Below are 20,259 nucleotides of genomic sequence, written 5' to 3' on the forward strand. Positions count from 1 at the left end.
GAAGCCGTCAGAAATGCCTTGCCAGCCGGAGCATCGCGCTCTGGTCGACGTAGCCTTTGGCGGCGCGCAGGCGGTATTCGGCCTTGAACTCCCAACCCGAATTCTTCAAGAGTTCGAGGCCGGCGGTCACGTCGCCGTAGACCTTTGGCATGTTGCTCGTGATCTGGAACGGCTGCATCGGGAACTCCGCCAGGCTCACGCTCACCTTGGCATCGCCGCTCAACACTGAGCTGACGCCGAACGCCAGATAGGGCCGCAATGTGGCGTCGTCCAGGTCGACGCGACCCCCGATCTCGACGCTTGGCGTCGCCATCCACGTGGTACTGCCGGTCGAGCGATAGGCGAGATCGAAAAGCCCGGCTCCCGTTTCGCGATAGGCAGAGCTGCGCTCATAGGTGGCGTCGAGATCGACATAAGGCTTCAGGTACCAGGTGTCGAAGTCGATCTGATCGGAAACGCGGGCGCGAGCGCCCCCGAAGTAGGCCTCCGGCTTGCCGGTTGCGCTGGCGAAGAAGCCGGGCAGAACGATGCTGCGCTTCTGGGTCGAGCTTTCGTAGCCCGCGAACAGCGCTCCGGCAAACTGCCAGGGGCCGGCTTGACGCTTCAGTGTGATGCCGCCTTGCGCGCCGTCGCTCGACGCCGTCACGGTCTGGTCGCTCGACGTGGTGTGGGTCCGGGTGTAGTTGAGGGAACCGCCGAAGAACCAGTCGGGGGCAATCTTCTTCTGCGTTCCGATCTGGTAGATGGCCTGGTTTCTGCGATATCCGACGTCCTCGCTCGTGGTCGAACGGTCGGCGCTCGCGCCGAGCACGCGCCCCCACGTGCATTCGCCCTCGGCAAGTCGGGTGCTGCCATCGACAAAGGAGGGACAGCTCATCAACCGATTGAGAAATGCATAGTTCTCCTGGCCGCGGCCGCTTGCCCGAGCGAGGGAGACGTCGGAGGCGATGGTGCCGAGCGCATGCACGTAGGCGGTCGAGTCCTTGATGCCCGTGAGAGTGCCGAACAGCGGCGCCGCCTTCACACTGCCGGTATCCCACAGCGCCTGCAGATGGCCGGCAACGGCGGCCTGGTCACTGTTGAGAGCGATGCCCTGCGGCCTGAAATTGGCGTTGACCGAAATCAGCACGTCGTGCTTGTCCTCACTGATTCGCAATGGATAGGCGAAGACCGGAGAACGATCGGCCACGCTCAACTCGACAGAATGGGCGGGGATCACCGGATCCGAATGGATGATCGTCAGCGCGGTATCGCGCACCGGGTTCTGCGTGAGCGGCGTGACGGTGCCTCCGAAGTAGGAGGCCTCGCTGCTCGAGAGACGATCGCTCTTTCTGTTGGCGAAGTCGAGATCGGCGGCCAAGGTGCCCGACGAGGTCTGGTTGAACTTGCCGTAGGTCAGCCGGGTGGTCGTGAAAACGCCGGGGCCACCGGGGCTGAGCGTGCCAGCGTTGTTCAGTGCGCCCCACGTGATATAGAGGTTGTCCCCGCTCTGGAAGGTGGCCCCTGCGCGATTGTTGAAGTTGCTGCCAATGCCTGATCCTCGTCCGATGTCGACATTGCCTGCGATCAGCCCATCGTTGTTGACCACGGTTTGCCGGTCGGTCGCGATGGCTGTTCGGCCAGAAACGGTTCCGGCGTTGTTGATGGTGGTGACATCCGTGGTGATGGCCAGGATGCCGATGCCTGAACTGCGATCCGCCATCACGTTCGCGCCCTTGTCGATGGAGATGTCGACGGCGCTCCCGAGCAAGGCGTCGCCGCCGGCCCTGCTGCCCATGCTGATCGCCGCAATGGCCGGGGAGCCGGCCCCCATCGCGGAAACCGTCGCACCGGCGTGAAGATTGACCTCCACGGCCGCGCCGGCATTGATGGGCGAAGAAGGGTTCAGATGGGGCGGGGTGTTCAGGAAAACACCGCCGTCCCTGAAAACAGCGCCGCCGCCCAGGCTCATCGCAAGAATCGCGGGGGCGTTGGCGCCACTGGTGGCGACAACGCTTGCCAGGCCGGCGCAAGTCTCGCCCGGCGCACAACCGACATTCACCGCGACGCTGCCACCGCTCCCGACGCTGCTGGTCACGTCTGAGCGCTGCACCATGCCCAGCCCATAGTTGACTGAGGCCGCGTCTCCCGCGATGCCGCCGCCACCGCCCACGCTCTGCGCGAGGATGCCGATCGCACCACGGCCCGCGGTTTCAAGGTGGCCGCCTGCCGCGACCTTGACCGTGACTTGTCCGCCATTGCTGTACTCGAGCTCGTTCGCGCTCGTGCCATGCAGCGTCAGGGTGCCCGGCTGTGTTGTGAGCCCCGCGATGCCACCGCCGCCGCCAACGCTCTGTGCCACGATGCCGTGCGAGTCCTGCCCGGCTGTTCGAACCGCGCCATTGAGCACGACCGACGCAGCACCACCAGAGCCCGATGAATCGCCGCTCCCGCCGAAGGTCAATGTCGTGGGACCCGCGTATGCCTGGCCGGCGCTGGTCAGCGCCACGTATCCGCCGCCATTGCCGATGCTTTGCGCCAGCACGCCGAAAGCCAGGTTGCCGCTGGTCGAAGCCGCGCCATCGAAGGTGACCTTCACGGCGCCGCCGCTGGTCGGCGCGCCGAACTGACCGCTCGTGACGCCGAGACTGACATTCGGCGCGGCCAGCAAGGCGCCTGCCTGAGGGCTGACTGCGAGACTCGCGATGCCGCCGCCACCGCCCACGCTTTGCGCCACGATCGCGTGAGACAGCGTGCCGGTGGTCGTGATGTCGCCCTTCCCTTTCACCGTAACGTCCCCGCCCTGGATATGCGGTGTTGCGGTGAAGTAATCCTCCCTGCTCAGTTTCCCGCCGAGCGAGATGCTCGGCGATTGCCTTTGCCGATCGGCGCCCAGACTCGTTGCGGCACTGCTGTCGACGTTGACCAAGGCAACCCCGCCGCCGCCGCTGACGCTTTGCGCCAGGACGCCGATCGAATCATTGCCTTGCGTGCGAATGGCGCCGCCGGTCAGCACTGTGACCGTGCCGCCATTCATGTCGCCTTGGAACATTGGCGTGAAGGTTCGGGTCGCCCCAAGCGCAATCGACAACGGATTCTCCGCGCCGCCGGCCAGCGCGGAGAATCCCCCGGCGCCGATCGCGTCGGTCGAGACATCGGCCGTTCCGCCGCCCCCGCCGACGCTTTGCGCCAGCACGGCAGGAGAAGCGCCGCCCCGGGTCGAGATGCTGCTCGTGCCGGCAGAGGCATCGACGAGCACGGGGCCGCCGTTGCCGTCCGCGCCGTTGCTGCCGCCGACATTGACAGCGACGCTCCTTGCCATGGACAGTCCCTTGCTTCCCAACAGATCGAGGATCGTTGTGATCCTGTCGAGGATCTGCTCGGCAGACGCGCCACCCTGCTGCTTCACCACGGCTTCGAGGCTCTGGTCGGCCATCGTGCCGGTTCCGCCACCGCCGCCGATGCTCTGGGCCAGCACGGCTGGCGAGGCGAAAGCGCTCGTGGCGACCGTGCCCGTGTTGTTGATCGTGACGCTTCCACCATTGCCGCCGAAACCACCGAGCCCGCCGATCGCCATGTTGAGACCGATGTTCGGCGACAGCGAAAAGGCGCCGCTGACAGCGCCAGAGGCCGCAGCGACCATGCTGTCGATGCTCGACAGCAAGCTCGACACGCCGGAGGAATTGATCGCGCCACCTTGGCCGCCGCCACCCGCAATACTCTGCGCGACGATGGCCGGGGCGCTGGCGCCGCTGGTGACCACACGGCCGTCGTTCGTGACTGTGATGTCGCCGCCATTGCCGCCCCCGGCGCCATCTCCGCCGACTCTCGCGTCGAGGGCGTACGTGAAGGACGCCAGCTTGAGGCCGGTGGGGGCGGTCTCCAACCAGCTCGCGACCTGATTCACGGCGCCCAGGAAGGCCTGCGGCGATCCCATGGTCGGCGAGAAGGAGTGCGAGTTCTCCTCCTGCACGAGACCGCCGCTGCCGCCGCCGCCACCGATGCTCTGCGCCAGAACGCCGATCGACTGGTCGCCTGTGGTGCTGATAGCACCGGACTTGTGGTTGCCGATGTTGACCGTCGTTCCCTGGCCGCCGGCACCACCATTGCCGCCGACGGTGATGCCGGCGCTGATGGAGATGTCGGATGCGCCGACCACCGTCGGCCGAAGCGGTGCCGCCGCCGTGCCGCCATTGCCGCCGCCACCGCCGATGCTCTGCGCCAGGATGCCAAAGGCCCGGGCGCCCGTGGTCGCCAATTGGCCGCTGGTGTTGATCCCGATCGTGCCGCCCATGCCGCCGGTGCCACCCGAACCGCCGACCGTGTGCTGGATGCTGGCTGCACCGGAAGGAATTTCCGGGCCGAGGTCGGGCGCGATCGTGGCCTGCGTCGAATCCGCGAAAGCACCGTTGCCTCCGCCGCCGCCGATCGCCTGCGCCACCACCGCATTGCCAAGCGCGCCCGCCGTGCTGATGCCCCCGTTCTGGTCGAGCGTGATGGCCAGCCCACCCGCCTGGCCGCCACCGCCGCCACTGCCGCCGATGCTCATGGCGACGCCGGTCAGCACTCCGACGGAAACCGCGCTTGCCGAGCCTCCTTCGCCACCACCCCCGCCAATGCTCTGCAATGTCAGGCCGGATGAACCTGCGCCCGTGGTCACGATCCGTCCTGACGCTTTAAGCGAGATGTTGCCGCCGCCGCCGGCCGCCCCGCCGCGACCGCCGATGGCCATGGCGGTGATGACGCCGGTGCTGTCGGCATCCCCGCCTGCACCACCGCCGCCGCCGATGCTTTGCAGCAGGATCGCATCGCTATGGTCACCACCGGTGGTGATGCCGCCGCTGTTCGCGATGTCCAGGACGCCACCCGTGCCCGCATTGCCGCCGTTGCCGCCGCCGACAAAGAAGGCGCCGTTGCTGGCCGCGCTCGCCCCGCCGCCCCCGCCGACTGCGTGGGCAAGAATTCCTGTCGAGTTTTGTCCCGATGTCGTGATCGAACCGCTGTTGTTGATCTGGATGGCCGTCGCCCTGGTGCTCGCGCCGGCGCCGCCGTCGCCGCCGTAGCCCGAAATGCCGCTCGCCCCGCCGATGCCGCCGCTGCCACCTTTGACGATGGCTGTGATGCCGTTCGAATTGACCCCAGTCGTCGAGATCGACCCCGTGTTCGCGACGACGACCCCCTGCGGCGTGCCGCCGGCGCCGCCGTTGTGGCCAGAGCCCCAGGAGCCAGGGCCACCGTTCGAGCCATTACCGCCGGTGCTCGCCGCCAGGATGCCGGGCGACATCGTCCCGCTGGTCGAGATCCATGCGCCGTTGGTGACGGTGACAAGGCCTGCGTCGCCACCATTCGCGGCCGCCACGTCCACCGGGTCGCCGGAGGGAACGGTCAGGGCATCGCCGCCGGTCGAGCGGGCCAGGATTCCCAGCGTCCTGTCGCCACGGGTGCTGATGCTCGTCCCGTCTTGCGTGGTGACGGTGATGTTCCCCGCCGCGCCGCCCCGGCCCGTGTAGCTGTGGCCGCCGAAATCGCCGGTGTGGACGCCGGGTCCGCCCTGTCCCCCGATCGATTGAGCGCCGATACCCGCGCCAAGCTCGTTCGGGTAGGCACCGGTCCGGGCGGAGGCACCGACCGAGAGCGCGGAATTCCCGTTCAGCGTCACGCGGACCTCACCAGCGTTGCCGCCGTTGCCTGCATTCCGTTCGGCGCCGAACGTTGCGATCGCGCTCTCTTGCCCGGTGCCGCCCATCGACATTGCCGAGATGCCGTAGCCGGCCGCGAAGATCGTCGAGCCCGTGAGCGTCAGCAGGACGGCATGTCCATCGGCCCCATTGCCGTGGTCTTTTCCGTCCCCCCACTTGCCTCCATCGCCGCCCTTCGAAACGCCGACAAGCCCGGCGCCGGCGGTGCTGAGGATGGAGCTGCTCTGGACCGTGTAGTCGATGATGCGGCCGTAGCCACCGTTGCCGCCCCAATGGTTTTGGCTGGTGCTGACCTCAGCGCCGTCGCCGCCATTGCCGCCGCTCACGTCGACCGTGACGCCGGCGCTGCCGGTTGCACTGATGTTCAGGCCCGACTGCGTGAGGATGAAGTTGTCCGTCGCGGGGGCGCCGTCGGAGCCATTGCTATCGCGGCAACAGGTGCCATTCGCGCCCCGCCGGTCCCAGAAGATGGCGCCCGATTGCGCGGATACCGGTCCCGAAAACACCAGCATCGCCGCTCCAACCAGCACGACATCTGTCCACACGACCGTGCGACCGAAATTCATCGCGTGCGCAACGCCTGCACGACCGCTTGCAAGACGGCACTCGAGCGCTGGGCAAACAGCTGGAACGGTGCTCCGGTGCTCCCTTCGGCGCCCGTCCAGTTGTACGTGAAGCAGAACGAAACAGGCACACCGTCGACCACCATGCGGCCCGGAAAGCTCAGCGCGTGGAAACCTTCCCAGTCGATGCTGCCGCCCTTGCCATAGGCCGCAATGTCGGCGGGCACGATGACTGAAATGGCATCTGCCATGGCCAGGATCCGCTTGTATTCGGTCAACGCTCCGCTGTTCGGAAAATACGGGCTGCCCAGCGTCTGTCGATACCAGTTCACCATGTCCGTCGCTGTGCTGCGCATCGATTCGGTGTCGTTGACCGCCGGCCGTGCATTCGGATTTGGATCCGGGATCGCATTCAGGCCATTCCAACCCAGATCCGTACCGTAGGGCGCACCTGACAGGTACGAGAAGAACAGTCGCGTCGAACCCGGAATCTGCGTGTTCGCCAAGCCCGCCCGCGTGATCAGCTGGCGCACTCTGGGCGCTTGCACCGCTGCAAATGCGATGTCCGTCGCGGTGTTGTCGCTGTGCGAGATCATCGCCTCGAGAACGCTTCGAAGAGGCATCGTCCCGTTCATGTGCTGGAGCACGGGACTCCCGGGCGAGCGCACAGCGTCGCTGACCACCTGCTGCGTGTCTTCTGTCAGGCCGTTGAATTGATTGGCGGTATCGATGATCGATTGCGCGAGCACGAAGGTCTTGACGGCGCTGCCGACAAACAGCTGGCGATCTGGCTGCCAACCGCCCCTCCACGCCCCGCCGGGCGCGTCCACATGGACGAGGCAATGCGTGGTGTCGGGCGCCATCGCCCCGAAGCTATTGATCGCCTCCGTCACCGAGACTGGGCTCGCCGCAGTGACTGCGGCGGCTTCAGCGCTGGAGCCCCCGCAGCCGGACACCAGGGGAACTGCGAGCACTGAGGCCGTCAGCTTCAGCGCGACGCGTCGTGCGTTCGAAATCGGAGGAATGAGGGGAATGGGGGGATGCATCGATGATCAGTTCCGGTTGGCGCTCCGGCGGGACATCGGCGTTGCATCTCTGTCGACCGGTAACCACACAAGCGTAACCAATAGTCACAGGCTCCCTCAATCCCCGAGAATAGGTAAAAGCGTCGCCCCGCCGTTCCTCCATGCAATCCCATGCCACAGCCCCACTCGAAGATGCCCAACCGGTCGCATTGAGTCCGGCCCTGATCGTGGAGGACGACCCGCTGATGCGGGACCGCCTGCGCCTGCTTCTTTCCAATCTCGGCGGCGACGACCGGCAGATTGCTGTCGCAGACAGCGTCGCCGCGGCGCAAGAACTGTTCAGGAAGCAATCGTTCAGCATCGCCCTCGTCGACATTGGCCTGCCCGACGGCAGCGGCGTCGAACTGATTGCATGGCTGCGGGCTCACCATCCCGACGTTTCAGCGGTGGTGATCTCCGCCTGGCGCACTGACGAAGTGATTTTTTCGGCTTTGCGCGCGGGCGCCATCGGCTATCTGCTGAAAGAGCGCGACGACCTTGAACTCAGCATCGCACTGCGCAATATCGAACAGGGCGGCGCACCGATCGATCCCTCCATTGCACGGCGCATCCTTTCATGGCTCACGGCCAGTCCGGGATCGCCACAACCGCAACCCCTCGCAGTGCCTCCCGCCGCGGTCCTCACCCCCCGCGAGCGCAAGATCCTCGAACTTGTCTCCCAAGGCCTCAGCAACCGCGACATGGCCGAGACACTGTCGATCTCCAGGTTGACCGTGGAATGCCACACCAAAAACATCTATCGCAAGCTCGCCGTCAACTCGCGCACCGAAGCCGTCTATCAAGCGCGAAGGCATGGCTTGCTGCGCTGATCGGCGCCTGCATCGTCTGCATCGCCCTGTGCGCAACCGGCACAGTGCGCGCGCAGCCCGCGCCGGCACTGCACGTCGAGGCGGCACGCGGCTCGGGCTGGCTCGATGCGACACCCCCAACCGACGGTTGGACCCCGGTCACCCTTCCAGACACTTGGGCCTCGCGCTGGCCCGGCTTTGACGGTGTGGTCTGGTATCGCCTGACCTGGGACCAGCCGGCCCCGGTGCAGGAGACCGGGCTGCTGCTGGTCTACCTCAACATGGCCGGCGTCGTGTCTCTCAACGGCATGTCGATCTGGCGCGACAACAGCCTCGTCGAGCCGCTCACTCGCGCCTGGAACACGCCGCGCTACTGGCTCCTGGCGCCGCCGCTGCTGCAACAGGGCACCAATACGCTGCTGGTCCGCGTGTCCGGTCTGTCCGCCTACCAGGCGGGGCTGGGCCCCGTCAGCCTCGGCCCGCCCGCCGTCATGCAGGCGCAGTACGAGCGCGAGCGCATGCTGCGTCGCGACCTGCAGGTGCTCGGCCTGGCGATCAGCGCCGCAGTCTCGGCCTTTTTCGGTGCGCTGTGGCTGATGCGCCGACGCGAGACAGCGTATGGTTGGTTCGCGCTGATGTCGGTGCTGTGGCTCCTGTTCGGCTTCAACCAGGTCGCGACCAGCCCATGGCCGTTTGCGTCCAACGACGCGTGGCAGGCGCTCAACACCTCTCTGTTGCTGGCGTTCGCCATTTCCTTCATGGTCTTCACGCTGCGCTTTTGCGGGCGCCGGATGCGGCGGCTCGAGATCGCGGCGCTGCTTCTTGTGGCCGTGGGCTGGGCCGACCTGTGGTTGATCGGCCCGCCGTCATTGGCGACGCACCGCGCCGTCTGGACGCTTGTCGGTGGCCTGATCACGATCGCCGTGGGCTGCACAGCAATCGTGCAGGCCTGGAGAACGCGCGAGCGCGCCCTCGTCGCGCTGACTCCGTTCATGGCGGTTTCCGCTTCGGCCGCCACGCACGACCTGCTGGCGTACACGCAGGTGATCGACAGCAATATTTACTACGGCACCATGTCCTCGTATGCGCTGCTGCTCGGCATGGCGCTGATCCAGGCCGGCCGCTTCGTGAACAGCCTCAGGCGCATCGAGAACTTCAACACCGAACTGATCGAGGAAGTGAACGCCGCCAAGGCCGAATTGGCCGCCACGCTGGCTCAGCGGCACGCATTGGAACTGGCGCACGCGCGTATCGGCGAACGCGTGAACCTGGTCAGCGACCTGCACGACGGACTGGGCGGCATGCTGATTGGCAGCATCGCGACACTGGAGCGCACACCGGAGAATCTCTCGGCACCCCAGTTGCTGGCAATGCTCACGAGCCTGCGCGATGATTTGCGACTGATCATCGATGCCAGTAGTCACGACGACGGCACCCCCGCGCTGGGAGACCTGCTTGTGCCGCTGCGCCATCGACTCACCGAACTGCTGGATGCCAACGGCATCGATTGCCGGTGGCAGTTGTCGGGGGTCGAGACTCTGGTGCTCGCACCTTCGCAGAACCTCGAGATCTTGCGATTTCTGCAGGAAGCGCTGACCAACGTGCTCAAGCACAGCGACGCCAAGCGAGCCGATGTGTCGCTTTCCAGATCGGGTGCAGAACTCTGCGTGGGCGTGCGCGACGATGGCAAAGGCTTCACGCTTGACGCGGCGCGACGGGGAAGCGGCGCCGGCCTTCGCAGCATGCACGCGCGAGCGCGCCGGCTCGGCGGCGAACTGATGCTGGAGTCGCAGCCGGGCCGGACAGCGCTTGCTCTGCGCATGCGCTTCACTGGGCCACCGATGTGATGGTGCCGTTTGTCGACACTTTCGCTCTTCCTAAGCATCCACCAATGACAGCTGGCCGAAGCCAACTGACGACAACCAACGGCACGTAAACGCCCCATTGCGGTGGCTTGGTCGCAGAACATGGGCGGCAGGGGGACAGCTTCCATGACGCATGCCGAGACCCGGCCGTTCAATGGTGAAGAATCTGGGCGAAAATTTTTGTGCCCGCTCGGCGCGAGGGCTACTGAAAAATTCCCGCGGCGAAGCGGACTTGGAGATGGCGCCCCGTCGGCCACGAAGATGCCGCGGTCAGCTATGGCTCGGGCGAAACCCATTTCGTGCGTGACGCACACCGTCGTCATGGCGGTGCAACTCGTCGAGCAGGTCGCGAAGCTTGGCGAGAGCAACTCTCATTGACGACTGACTGATCTCCAGCCGCTCCGCCGCTCGAGTGACTTGGCGCCCGGCAACGTCCCAAATGATGCGAAAGCGCTGAACGCTGCATCAAGAGCGGTTTCAAGCTTGACGGCGCTGCCGCGCCCCTGCTTCAGAGTGACGCGGAGCTATGACGCCCAATGGCATCTTGTCAGCCGCATTGGCGGCATTGGCAACGAAGCCTACATCTTGCAGTCAAGCGACGCAGCGGGCACCAGCGCCGGGTCATATCGCTGTTCCACGACGGGCCGCAGCGCGCCGTCCACCTTCTTCACGCGCGCCACGTAGTTGGGCAGGACGAGCTGGTTGTCCTCGGAACGCATCCGCACCGAACCATAGATGGTGTCGATCGTGGTGCCGCGCAGCGCCTTGCTCACATCCGCCGGCTTCACGCTCCCGGCCTTGGCCACACCCGCGAAGATCACCTGGGCGCCGTTGTAGGCCTGGGCTTCATTGTCGGTGGGCACGCGCTTGTACTTGGCCTGCCATCCGGCAACGAATGCCTTGTTCTTCGGGGTATCGATGTCCGCGGTGTAGGACGTATTGCCTTGAACGTTTTCCAGCGCGGTGCCGCTGCCGTCGATCATAAAGTTCATGATCAGCGCATGACCGATCAGGCGCTTGCCCGGTGTCAAGCCGAACTCCTGCGCCTGCTTGGCGAAGGCAATGGCATCGCGGCCGACCTCCGCCACCCAGATCGCTTCGGCATCGGAAGCCTTGAGCTGGGCGATGTAGGGAGAAAAGTCTTTGGTGCCCATCGGCGGGTAAAGCGCCAGGACGACGTCCTTGCCGTGCGACTTGACGGCCTTGGTGAACGACTCGCCGGAATCACGCCCCCACACGTAGTCGGCGGCAAGCACGGCGAACTTCTTCTCCTTGAAGGTCGGCGCCCATTCCTTGATCATGGCCAGGTCCATGGCATCGGAGTGGTTGGTCCGGAAGCTGCGCGGCTTGCAGCTGTCGCCGGTCAGCTTGTCGGACTTGCTCGCCACGACGAAATAGGCCGCATCCCAGCGTTGCAGGTTCTGCGCGATGGTCAGCGAGATGGACGAAGGGATCGCGCCGATCAGCAGGTTGTAGCCGTCGCGCGCCATCTTCTCCGCCACGCGGCGGCCCGCGTCGGGCGTGCTCTCGTCGTCGCCGAGCTGTACTTCAACCTTGCGGCCGTCGATGCCCTTCGCGTTGGCCTCTTCGATGGCGTACTGCACGCCGCGGATCACTTCGGCGCCCTGCTGAGCGAACACACCCGACTGGGAGGAAACCAGGCCGATCTTGATGGGAGGCTTGTCCTGCGCGAGCGCAGACAAGGGCAAGGCGGCGCAGACGGCCAGTGCCGTCAAGGCACCTCGAGGGGGAATTCTTCTGAACACTACGAATGTCTCCTTTGAAAAATGAGCCCGGATGGGGGCGTACGGTGGATACGGAATGCGGGATGCGCGGCGGCTGCGCGGGTCAGACCATCACGTGTCTATGCAGTTCTTCGATGCCTTCGGGCGCCACGCGCCCTTCAGCGATGACCGAGCCTTTGGCCATGGCCAGGTACCGGTGCGCGACGCGCACGACCAGGCTCATGTTCTGTTCGATTAGCAAGAGCGCGGTGCCCTGGTCCGCCACCTGGCCGAAGATCTCGGCGAGCTGATCGACGATCACGGGCGCGAGCCCCTCCGTGGGTTCGTCCAGCAGCACCAGCGCCGGGTTCGACATCAGCGCGCGGCCGATGGCCAGCATCTGTTGCTGGCCGCCCGACAAGGCGGTGCCCGGTGTGTGCGCGCGCTCCAGCAGAATCGGAAAGAGCTTGTAGATGGCGTCCGTGGTCCACGGCCCCTTTCGACGCACGGCAGCACCGAGCCGCAGGTTCTCCTCGACGGTCAGGTTGGCGACGATGCGACGGCCTTGCGGCACCACAGCAACGCCAAGTTGCGCGGCTTCGTATGCCTTGGGACGCAGGAACGTCTTGCCCGCCACTCTCACCGTACCGCCGCGCAGGCTGGCCACGCCGAGGAGCGTGTTGACCACCGTGGTCTTTCCCACGCCGTTGCGTCCAATCAATGCGACTCGCTCGCCGGCGCCGATCTCCAGGTTCAGGTCATGGAGGATGTGCGCCGCGGCGTAGCAGGCGTTGACGCGTTCGAATTGAAGCAGGCTCTTCATGCCGCGCTCCCCAGGTAGGCTTGACGTACGCGCGGATCGGCGCGCACTTCGGCAGGTGTGCCGCTCGCGATGACGCGGCCGAGTTCAAAGACCGTGACCGCGTCGGAGATGCCGAACACCACGTCCATGTCGTGCTCCACGAGCAGCACCGAAACCCCGCGCCGTTCGGTAAGCGCCTGGAGGTGATGCGCGAGGTCGCGGGATTCCTGCACCGAAAGCCCCGCCATGGGTTCGTCCAGCAGCAGCACCACCGGCCGACCCACCAGCGCCAGCGCCAGATCCAGCCGGCGCTGCTGGCCGTAGCCCAGGTCGGCGGCGAGAGTGGCGCCCAGCGGGAGCAGGTCCAGCTCGGAAAGGATTTCGTCCGCATCCTGCGCCGCTCCGGCGATTCCCATTTGCTGCGACGCCAGCACCACCTGCTTGCGCACCGGCATCTGGCCGAAGATGCTGGTGCGCTGGAACGATCGCGACAACCCGCGTCGGCGCCGCTGTTCGACGCCCTGCGTCGTGATGTCTTCGCCTTGCAGCGCGATGCTGCCGCGCGTCAGCCGCCGGCGTCCGGTGATGGCGTCGATCACTGTCGACTTTCCGGCGCCGTTGGGGCCAATGAGGCCCCGGATCTGCCCCGGCTCCAGCGTCAGTTCGACGCCGTCGACCGCTTTCACGCCGCCATAGTGGATGGCCACGTCGCGGGCTTGCAGTATCAGTTCCGTCATGAATGTCTTGCCCTCAACGAAATGCCGTTCCGCGCGAAGCGGCGGACGCGGCGGCGGAGGTCCCGGTCCGTCGCCGCACCAGGCGCTGCAGGGCACCGACAAGCCCGCGTGGCGAGAACACGATGGTGGCGATCAGCGCGGCGCCGAAGATGGCCATCCAGTGGTCGGCGTAGCCGCCCAGGAGATCCTTGAGCACGAAGTAGACGATCGCGCCGAGCGGCGGCCCCCACAACGCGCCCTGCCCGCCCACCACGACCATCATCAAGGCGACGCCGGACACGCTCCAGTGCAGGTTCTCCGGCGAGACGAAGCCGGTGTTCAACGCCGCGAGCACGCCGGCCAGCGCGGTGACCCCGCCCGACAAGGCGAACACCGCCGCCCTGGGCAGCAAGGTGCGGATGCCGATGAACCGGGCGCGCTCCTCGTTGTCGCGCACGGCCTCGGTGATGGCGCCGAAGCGCCCTCGCAGCAGCAGGGTGAGCGCGGTCAGGGTCAGCACCAGGACGGACCAGCACAGCGCGAACATCGCATGCGGCTCGGTCAGCGCCGAGGTCGAGACACCGAACAAGGTGTTCGGCCAATTGATGTTCATGCCGTCGGCGCCGCCCGTCAGGCCGCGCGAGCGGGCGGCCGTGAGGAACAGCATCTGGCCCACCGCCAGCGTCAGCATGCCGAATGCGATGCCGGGCACGCGAACGAACACCAGCCCGAGCAGGAAGGCCACAGCGGTAATGCCGAGCAGCGTGAGCACGATCGCGGCCTCCGCCGGCACAACACGGGTTTCCAACAGCACGGCCACGCTGTAGCCGGCACAGCCGAAGAAGGCCGCATGGCCGAAGCTGACCAGTCCGCTCTGGCGCAACAGAAGGCCGACGCCCAGGGCGAACACGGCGAAGATGACGGCCTGCGTGAACAGGGACAGGAGAGTGGCCGAACCGGCGTACGCTGCAGCCGCGCCGCCCACGAGCAGCGCGGCTGCGGCGTACGCCGCGATGCGGGAAAGGGAGATCGTCATGGCAATGCGCTCCTCAGGTGCGGCTGCCCGCCAGGCCCGCGGGCTTCCACAGCAGGACGGCGATCATCAGAGCGAAAGGCAGGATCGCCGAAGCGTCGGGAAGGTAGACAGCACCGATCGACTGGATCAGCCCCAGCACCAGCGCGGTTGCGAATGCACCGGACAGGCTGCCGAGGCCACCGATGACGACGACCACGAAGGAGTCGATCAGCACGTCGCTGCTCATCGAGGGCGACAGCGCGAGAAACGGCGCGGCCACGACACCGGCCAGCCCGGCCAGCGCCGTGCCGACGCCGACCACGGTGGCAGAGAGCGCATCGGTGTTCACGCCCTGCATGGCCGTCGTCGCGGGATCAGTGCTGGCCGCGCGCACGAACAGCCCGGCACGCGAATGGCGCATCCACAGCGTCAGGCCGAGCGCCACCAGCAGCCCGACGGCCATGACGCCGATACGGTAGGCCGGCACGGGCGTGCCGAACAGGTCGACCGAGGTACTCAGCAGCGCGGGCGCCGGCACCGACAGGTTGTCCTTGCCCCAAAGGGTCTGCACGGCGTCCTCGATGATCATGAGCAGGCCGAACGTGACGAGCACAACGGTGAGCGGATCCCGGTCCTGCAGCAGACGAAAACCGAACCGGTCCAGGCACACGCCCAGCAGCGCCATCAGCGCCGGCGCGGCGACCAGCGCGACCCAGAAGTTGCTATAGGTAGCGATGCTGTAGCCCAGGTAGGCGCCCAGCATGTAGAGCGAGCCGTGGGCGAAGTTCACCACCCGGCGCAATCCGTAGATCAGCGCCAGCCCGGAACACATCACGGTCAGCAACGCGCCGTAGACCAGGCCGTTGAAGATGTTGATCGTCAGCATTTCATGTCTCTCCTCTTCTTGTGATTCGGGTCAGCCAGCGAGCGCCGACTCGGGTGCTCCCAGCGCCAGCCAGCCGCCGTCGACGTGCAGCGTGGTGCCGGTGATGAAGCTGGCCCGCGCCGAGGCGAGGAACGCGATCGCTTCGGCGACCTCGCCCGGCGCCGCGAGGCGTCCCATGGGTGTGCGCGCGTTGATCGCCTGGATGTCGAGCGCTCCCTTGCGCTCCAGTTCTTCCACCAGCGCGGTGCGGACATAGCCCGGCGCGACCGCGTTGACACGCACGCCTCGACGCGCCCATTCGCAGGCCATCGCCCGCGTCATGGCCAGGATGCCCGCCTTGGCCGCGCCGTAGGCGTTGCGCGAGGGGATGCCGCCGAACGCGGCGATCGACCCGAGGTTGACGATGGAGCCGCTGCCGTGCGCCAGCATGGTGCGCCCGGCCTCGCGGCTCATCAGGAAAGTTCCGCGCAAGTGGACCGACAGCACCCGGTCGAAAAGCTCGACCTTCTGCTCCACGGTGGGCGCGGCCTGCTCGCCGATGCCCGCGTTGTTCACCAGCACATCGACGCGGCCGAAGCGCGACGTCACGGCAGCCAGCGCCGAGGCCACATCGTCGGCCGATGTCACGTCGGCACGCAGGCCCAGATGCGCGGCCCCCAGCTGCGCGGCGCGATCGCGCGCCACTTCTTCCCGCAGGTCGATGAGCACGACATGCGCGTGTTCCTCCGCCAGCCGCTGCGCGGCGGCCCAACCGATGCCGTCGGCAGCGCCCGTCACAACCGCGACCGATTCATGACCCCTTCGCGGGTCTTGCGTTGTCTTCATGGGTTCCATCGGGCGCTCAGCGTTCTTTCGCCCGGACGCTGGGCATGGCAACGCGCCTGATCAACCGCGTTTCCTGGGCAGTGAGGAGATGTCCCGATGCCTGCAGGTAGGCCGGGAAGTCCGGATGGGCGTCGCGCGCGCCGCAGCGCGCCTCGTAGTCGCCCAGGCTCGCATAGGCCCAGAGGTGCACGAACTGATTCTGCGGGCCGACCTGGCTCACATACATGCCCACCGGGTTGCCCAGCGTCTCCAGCAGGACGGGCATGGCGAGGCGATCGAACACTTCCAGGAACTCGGGCATCTTGCGAAGCGCGATCGTGTAGATGCGATGGTCCACCAGGGGCAGCGCATGCGCGTCGAGGATGGATTCAGCGCGCATGCCGCACCACCTTCGCTTCGCTCGTCGCCCGCAGGCCGGCAACGGCCGGGATCTCCGTGCGCAACGCCGGCGTCCAGGCGCCCGCGACATAGCGTCCCGTGATGTAGCCGAAGGTCATGATGGGTCCCAGGGTTATGCCGGCGCCCGGGTAGTTGCCCCCCATGACGCTGGCGCGGTCGTTGCCCACCGCGAACAGCCCCGGGATCACCTCGCCATCCTCGCGCAGCACCTCGCCTGCCACGCTGGTGCGGATCCCGTCGAAGGTCCCAAGATCTCCCATCCAGAGCTTGAGCGCGTAGTACGGGCCCTGCCCGATCGGGCCGACCGCCGGATTGGGCTTGTGCTCGGGGTCCGCGAGGTAGCGGTTGAAGGCGTTGCCGCCGCGGCCGAAGGCAGGGTCTTCGCCGCGAACCGCATGCACGTTGTAGTCACGCACGGTGGCCTCCAGCCCGGCCGCGTCGATGCCCGCGCTGGCCGCGAGTTCTGCCAGCGTGCGGCCCTTGTTCAGGTATCCGTTGCGCACCAGGCCGCCCAGCGGCATGGGCGAAGGCTTGGCGTAGCCCAGGCCGTACTTCCCGATGGTGGCCGCATCGCAGATGAGCCAGGCCGCCGTCTCCTTCTGGTCCTTGCAGGCCTCGATCATCGCGGCGCCGACATCGTGGTACGAGTCGGATTCGTTGGTGAAGCGCTTGCCGTTCCTCGTCACGCCGATGACGCCGGGCTTGTAGCGGTCCAGCAGATGCGGGAACACGCCGAACTTGCCGCCGCCCAGGGGCACGCGCGACACCGGCATCCAGGCCGCCGCCTGCCGGTAGCGGATCGGCACGGTGCCGCCGGCCGATTCGGCCAGGCATGCTCCGTCGCCCGTGTTGCCCGTGGGGACGGGCGACACGTGTTCGCCTCCTCTTGCCACATGGGGGTAGGCCTTTTTGAGCCGCTGCACATCGTGCGAGAAGCCGCCCGCAGCCAGCACCACGCCTTTGCGGGCCAGGATGCGGACATCCTTGGCGTCCTTTTGCACCACGGCGCCGACCACGCCGCCTTTCTCCTGGATCAGCGCCTTGCCCGGCGTCGAGGTCCAGATCGGGATCTTCAGGTCGAGTGCCGACCTGGCCAGCCGCGCCGCGAGCGCATTGCCGCTGGTCACGTTGGTGCCGCGGCGGTAAAGGATCAGTTCCTTGACATGGTTGAGCAGCCGCCGGGCGACGTACACGGCCGAGGTCAGCGACTTCGTCGCGCGGAAGAAGTGCTTCAGGTCTGCGTTGGAAGAGTTGAACATCATCCCGATGAAGGTGATGGTCTTGAGCGGCGGGCGCAGCCTGGCCATGTCTTCGCCGAGTTCGCGAATATCGTAGGGCGCAGCGAGGATCGAGCGCCCCACATCCACGCCGCCCGGCGCCGTCGGGTGGTAGTCGGGATAGAGCGTCGGCACGAACTTGACCGTGGTCTCGCGCTCGAAGAAGTCGACCATTCCGGGTCCCTCTTCAAGGAAAGCCTCGGCCTGCTCGGCATCGAAATGCGCGCCGGCTTCATGGCGCATGAAGGTGCGCGCGGCGTCGATGCCGTCCTTCGCGCCGGCGCGCGCCGACACCGCATTGCCCGGCACCCACAGCACACCGCCGGAGAAAGCCATCGTGCCGCCGAAGACCGGCTCTTTCTCGACCACGATCACGTCCAGGCCGTGCTTACTGGCGGTGATGGCGGTGGACAGCCCACCAGCGCCTGCGCCGATGATCAGCAGATCGCAGTGGATCTCGTTGGCGCTCGTGTTCATGCGGAAACTCCCTCGGTCGTTGCCGCGCTCTGGTTGAAGCCCGGGCGCGGAACCAGATCCATCAGCATGGTGTCCATGCCGCCGTCGACCAGCATCTCGGCGCCGTTCATGTAGCTCGCGCGATCGCTCAGCAGGAACAGCACGGGGTTGGCGATGTCGATGGGTTCGCCGATGCGGCGGCTCGCCGTCACTTCCGCGCGCCTTTGCTCGAAACCGGGCTCCTCATAGAACTTGGCGGACAGCGCCGTGCGAATCATTCCGGGGCAGACGGCGTTGCTGCGGATGCCCTGCGGCCCCCACTCGGCGGCCATCTGCCGCGACAGCAACAGCACGCCGGCCTTGCTGGCGCTGTAGGCGCCGCTCCCGGTCTGCGGGTTCAAGCCGGAAATGGAGGCGGTGTGCACGATGCTGCCACCGCCCTGCGCGCGCATCTGCGGCGCGAAGCTTCGGGCGCACAGCAGGTAGCCGGTCAGGTTGACCGCCAGCACCTGGTTCCATGCGTCCAGCGAGACCGTTTCAAGAGGCGAGGAGCGCAGCACGCCGGCGTTGTTGACCAAGCCGGCGCACGGTCCCAGCGTGTCGTGCACCCGTTGCGCCGCAGCTTGCACCGCAGCTTCGTCCGCCACGTCGCACGCCAGGCCGACGGCGGTGCCGCCGGCGGCAGTCAAGGTTCGCGCGAGACCGTCGACGGCATCTCCGTCGCGGTCCAATAGCGCGACGTGGGCGCCTGCGCGGGCCAGTTCTGTCGCAATGGCGGCGCCGATGCCGCTGGCCGCACCGGTGACAACGCAGACCCGGCGAGCCAAGCCCAACCAACCGTCGGAAAGAGGAAACTGCATGAATGGGGCTCCATGGAGCACCCGACAATTCCGGCCGCGCGAAATGCAAGGCAAGAGACCGCAGCACCGCATGCGGCTTGTTCGTCGAGGTGTCTCCGAATGATTTGCCCCGGATCGTAGGTTTGACGCGTTGTCCGCTCAATCGACAAAAGCGGCCATTACTCGGACAATTCATGCATGAATGCCTTGATAAGGGAAAACCCGTCCTCGACCATTCCCAACTACGCGCTGTACGGCGTGGACGCGCAGCCGGCCTGGGAAAACCAGGTTCACTACGAGCAGATCCACGAGCGTTCCTGCCTGCATGACTACAAGATCGCGCCGCATGTGCACAGCGGACTTTTTCAACTGCTGTATGTGCAGCACGGTGGCGGCGAGACCTTCATCGACGACATGCGCTGGGCGGTTCGCCCCGGCAGTCTGATCGTCGTGCCGGCCAGATCGGTGCACAGCTTCGATTTCAGCGCTGACATCGACGGGCCCGTGGTTACCGCCGCGCAGCGCCCGCTGGAATCGCTCGCAGCGGTCGCCTCGCCCGAGCTACTGACGACCATCCGGACACCCGCTGTTGTCGACACGACCCTGTCGCCCCGTCACGCGCAGGCGTTGATGCCGCTGTTCGAAGCGGTCGAACGAGAGTCGCGTGTGCATGCCGCGGGCCACATCGCCGCGGGCACCGCCTTGCTCGTCGCGCTGTTCGTGCAGATCGAGCGCCTGAGCACCTATGCCGCGCCGCGTCCGGGCGAGACCCGCGACAGCCGCGCACGTTCGCGCAAGTCGACGCAGATCGAAAAATTTCGCGCGCTCGTCGACACCAACTTTCGCAAGCGCCTGCCGATCTCGCAGTACGCGCAGCAACTCGGCATCACCGCGGGCCAGCTCAATCGGCTTTGCCAAGACACGCTAGGCATGTCCAGCCTTGATGTGCTGAACGCCAGAATCATTCACGAGGCACAGCGCGAATTGGCCTATTCGACATCGAGCATCAAGCAGATTGCAGCCATTCTTGGCTTTGCCGACGAAGCTTATTTTGGGCGGCTCTTTCGCAAGCAGACCGGAGACACTCCCAGTGAGTTTCGTCGTATGGCGCTACTGCGCCTGGGGCAGAACCAGGCCAACCAGCTTGCTTAAGTTGGTCCGAAGGATCTGAAAACCCTCCAGACAGTCGACGTCGCAAAGGATCGGGTTATCCGCACACAAGTTTCTGCCGTCCCGGGACCTCGGCTTCCACCTCAGATAGATCCGATATGTCAACGCTAGGCACCTGCAGCGAACCGGCCAAGCGCGAGACCACGAGCCGATGTGAGTCGCGGTCGGCGC

At 66.3% G+C, this 20,259-nt stretch carries 14 protein-coding genes; 3 read left to right on the forward strand and 11 right to left on the reverse strand.

Annotated features, from left to right (window positions below):
• Positions 1-7: 7 nt before the first annotated feature.
• Together AC1DSF_RS25315 and AC1DSF_RS25320 are read right to left on the reverse strand one after the other, a co-directional pair.
• Entirely contained in the window at positions 8-6,244 is a 6,237-nt protein-coding gene (locus AC1DSF_RS25315; protein ID WP_478183642.1) for an autotransporter outer membrane beta-barrel domain-containing protein, read from the reverse strand.
• Positions 6,241-7,287: a serine hydrolase gene (locus tag AC1DSF_RS25320; protein WP_478183643.1), complete on the reverse strand. Its 1,047-nt coding sequence runs from the start codon at positions 7,285-7,287 to the stop codon at positions 6,241-6,243. Before AC1DSF_RS25320 ends, AC1DSF_RS25315 begins: the two co-directional genes overlap by 4 nt.
• A 140-nt stretch (positions 7,288-7,427) precedes the next feature.
• Between AC1DSF_RS25320 and AC1DSF_RS25325 the strand changes: the two genes are divergently transcribed.
• Entirely contained in the window at positions 7,428-8,135 is a 708-nt protein-coding gene (locus AC1DSF_RS25325) for a response regulator (protein WP_478183644.1), read from the forward strand.
• Entirely contained in the window at positions 8,045-9,961 is a 1,917-nt protein-coding gene (locus AC1DSF_RS25330; protein WP_478183645.1) for a sensor histidine kinase, read from the forward strand. The genes AC1DSF_RS25325 and AC1DSF_RS25330 overlap by 91 nt, the downstream gene beginning before the upstream one ends.
• Positions 9,962-10,557: 596 nt before the next feature.
• Here AC1DSF_RS25330 and AC1DSF_RS25335 read toward each other — a convergent pair.
• From AC1DSF_RS25335 to AC1DSF_RS25375, 9 genes are all read right to left on the reverse strand, one after another.
• The gene (locus AC1DSF_RS25335) at positions 10,558-11,745 is read right to left on the reverse strand and encodes an ABC transporter substrate-binding protein (RefSeq protein ID WP_478183646.1); all 1,188 of its coding nucleotides are present in this window, start codon (positions 11,743-11,745) and stop codon (positions 10,558-10,560) included.
• 82 nt (positions 11,746-11,827) lie between these two features.
• Positions 11,828-12,526 carry an ABC transporter ATP-binding protein gene (locus tag AC1DSF_RS25340; protein ID WP_478143943.1) on the reverse strand — a complete coding sequence of 233 codons (699 nt, stop codon included), beginning with the start codon at positions 12,524-12,526 and terminating at the stop codon, positions 11,828-11,830.
• Positions 12,523-13,242, reverse strand: coding sequence for an ABC transporter ATP-binding protein (locus tag AC1DSF_RS25345; RefSeq protein ID WP_478128057.1), 720 nt, complete (start codon positions 13,240-13,242; stop codon positions 12,523-12,525). Before AC1DSF_RS25345 ends, AC1DSF_RS25340 begins: the two co-directional genes overlap by 4 nt.
• 13 nt (positions 13,243-13,255) lie before the next feature.
• A complete protein-coding gene (locus AC1DSF_RS25350) occupies positions 13,256-14,257 on the reverse strand; it encodes a branched-chain amino acid ABC transporter permease (protein ID WP_478128058.1) in 1,002 nt (333 codons plus the stop codon).
• A 13-nt stretch (positions 14,258-14,270) separates the two neighbouring features.
• The gene (locus tag AC1DSF_RS25355; protein ID WP_478128059.1) at positions 14,271-15,122 is read right to left on the reverse strand and encodes a branched-chain amino acid ABC transporter permease; all 852 of its coding nucleotides are present in this window, start codon (positions 15,120-15,122) and stop codon (positions 14,271-14,273) included.
• A 30-nt stretch (positions 15,123-15,152) separates the two neighbouring features.
• Positions 15,153-15,947 (reverse strand): SDR family NAD(P)-dependent oxidoreductase, encoded by a 795-nt coding sequence (locus AC1DSF_RS25360; protein WP_478128060.1) that lies wholly within the window; start codon positions 15,945-15,947, stop codon positions 15,153-15,155.
• Positions 15,948-15,963: 16 nt separating this feature from the next.
• A complete protein-coding gene (locus AC1DSF_RS25365) occupies positions 15,964-16,326 on the reverse strand; it encodes an NIPSNAP family protein (protein WP_478183647.1) in 363 nt (120 codons plus the stop codon).
• Positions 16,316-18,100, reverse strand: coding sequence for an FAD-dependent oxidoreductase (locus AC1DSF_RS25370; protein ID WP_478128062.1), 1,785 nt, complete (start codon positions 18,098-18,100; stop codon positions 16,316-16,318). Before AC1DSF_RS25370 ends, AC1DSF_RS25365 begins: the two co-directional genes overlap by 11 nt.
• Positions 18,097-18,939: an SDR family NAD(P)-dependent oxidoreductase gene (locus AC1DSF_RS25375; protein ID WP_478143942.1), complete on the reverse strand. Its 843-nt coding sequence runs from the start codon at positions 18,937-18,939 to the stop codon at positions 18,097-18,099. The genes AC1DSF_RS25370 and AC1DSF_RS25375 overlap by 4 nt, the downstream gene beginning before the upstream one ends.
• A 177-nt stretch (positions 18,940-19,116) precedes the next feature.
• Here AC1DSF_RS25375 and AC1DSF_RS25380 point away from each other — a divergent pair, with 177 nt between their 5' ends.
• Positions 19,117-20,070 carry a helix-turn-helix domain-containing protein gene (locus AC1DSF_RS25380; protein WP_478128064.1) on the forward strand — a complete coding sequence of 318 codons (954 nt, stop codon included), beginning with the start codon at positions 19,117-19,119 and terminating at the stop codon, positions 20,068-20,070.
• Positions 20,071-20,259 lie beyond the last annotated feature (189 nt).

This window comes from Variovorax sp. 01N429, from assembly GCF_056399425.1.

What these genes read in the sequence shown, in the direction of transcription:
- AC1DSF_RS25315 (WP_478183642.1), bottom strand. Translation starts at nt 6,244, where the DNA reads ATGAATTTCGGTCGCACGGTCGTGTGGACAGATGTCGTGCTGGTTGGA.
- AC1DSF_RS25320 (WP_478183643.1), bottom strand. Translation starts at nt 7,287, where the DNA reads ATGCATCCCCCCATTCCCCTCATTCCTCCGATTTCGAACGCACGACGC.
- AC1DSF_RS25325 (WP_478183644.1), top strand. Translation starts at nt 7,428, where the DNA reads ATGCAATCCCATGCCACAGCCCCACTCGAAGATGCCCAACCGGTCGCA.
- AC1DSF_RS25330 (WP_478183645.1), top strand. Translation starts at nt 8,045, where the DNA reads ATGCCACACCAAAAACATCTATCGCAAGCTCGCCGTCAACTCGCGCAC.
- AC1DSF_RS25340 (WP_478143943.1), bottom strand. Translation starts at nt 12,526, where the DNA reads ATGAAGAGCCTGCTTCAATTCGAACGCGTCAACGCCTGCTACGCCGCG.
- AC1DSF_RS25345 (WP_478128057.1), bottom strand. Translation starts at nt 13,242, where the DNA reads ATGACGGAACTGATACTGCAAGCCCGCGACGTGGCCATCCACTATGGC.
- AC1DSF_RS25350 (WP_478128058.1), bottom strand. Translation starts at nt 14,257, where the DNA reads ATGACGATCTCCCTTTCCCGCATCGCGGCGTACGCCGCAGCCGCGCTG.
- AC1DSF_RS25355 (WP_478128059.1), bottom strand. Translation starts at nt 15,122, where the DNA reads ATGCTGACGATCAACATCTTCAACGGCCTGGTCTACGGCGCGTTGCTG.
- AC1DSF_RS25360 (WP_478128060.1), bottom strand. Translation starts at nt 15,947, where the DNA reads ATGAAGACAACGCAAGACCCGCGAAGGGGTCATGAATCGGTCGCGGTT.
- AC1DSF_RS25365 (WP_478183647.1), bottom strand. Translation starts at nt 16,326, where the DNA reads ATGCGCGCTGAATCCATCCTCGACGCGCATGCGCTGCCCCTGGTGGAC.
- AC1DSF_RS25370 (WP_478128062.1), bottom strand. Translation starts at nt 18,100, where the DNA reads ATGAACACGAGCGCCAACGAGATCCACTGCGATCTGCTGATCATCGGC.
- AC1DSF_RS25375 (WP_478143942.1), bottom strand. Translation starts at nt 18,939, where the DNA reads ATGCAGTTTCCTCTTTCCGACGGTTGGTTGGGCTTGGCTCGCCGGGTC.
- AC1DSF_RS25380 (WP_478128064.1), top strand. Translation starts at nt 19,117, where the DNA reads ATGAATGCCTTGATAAGGGAAAACCCGTCCTCGACCATTCCCAACTAC.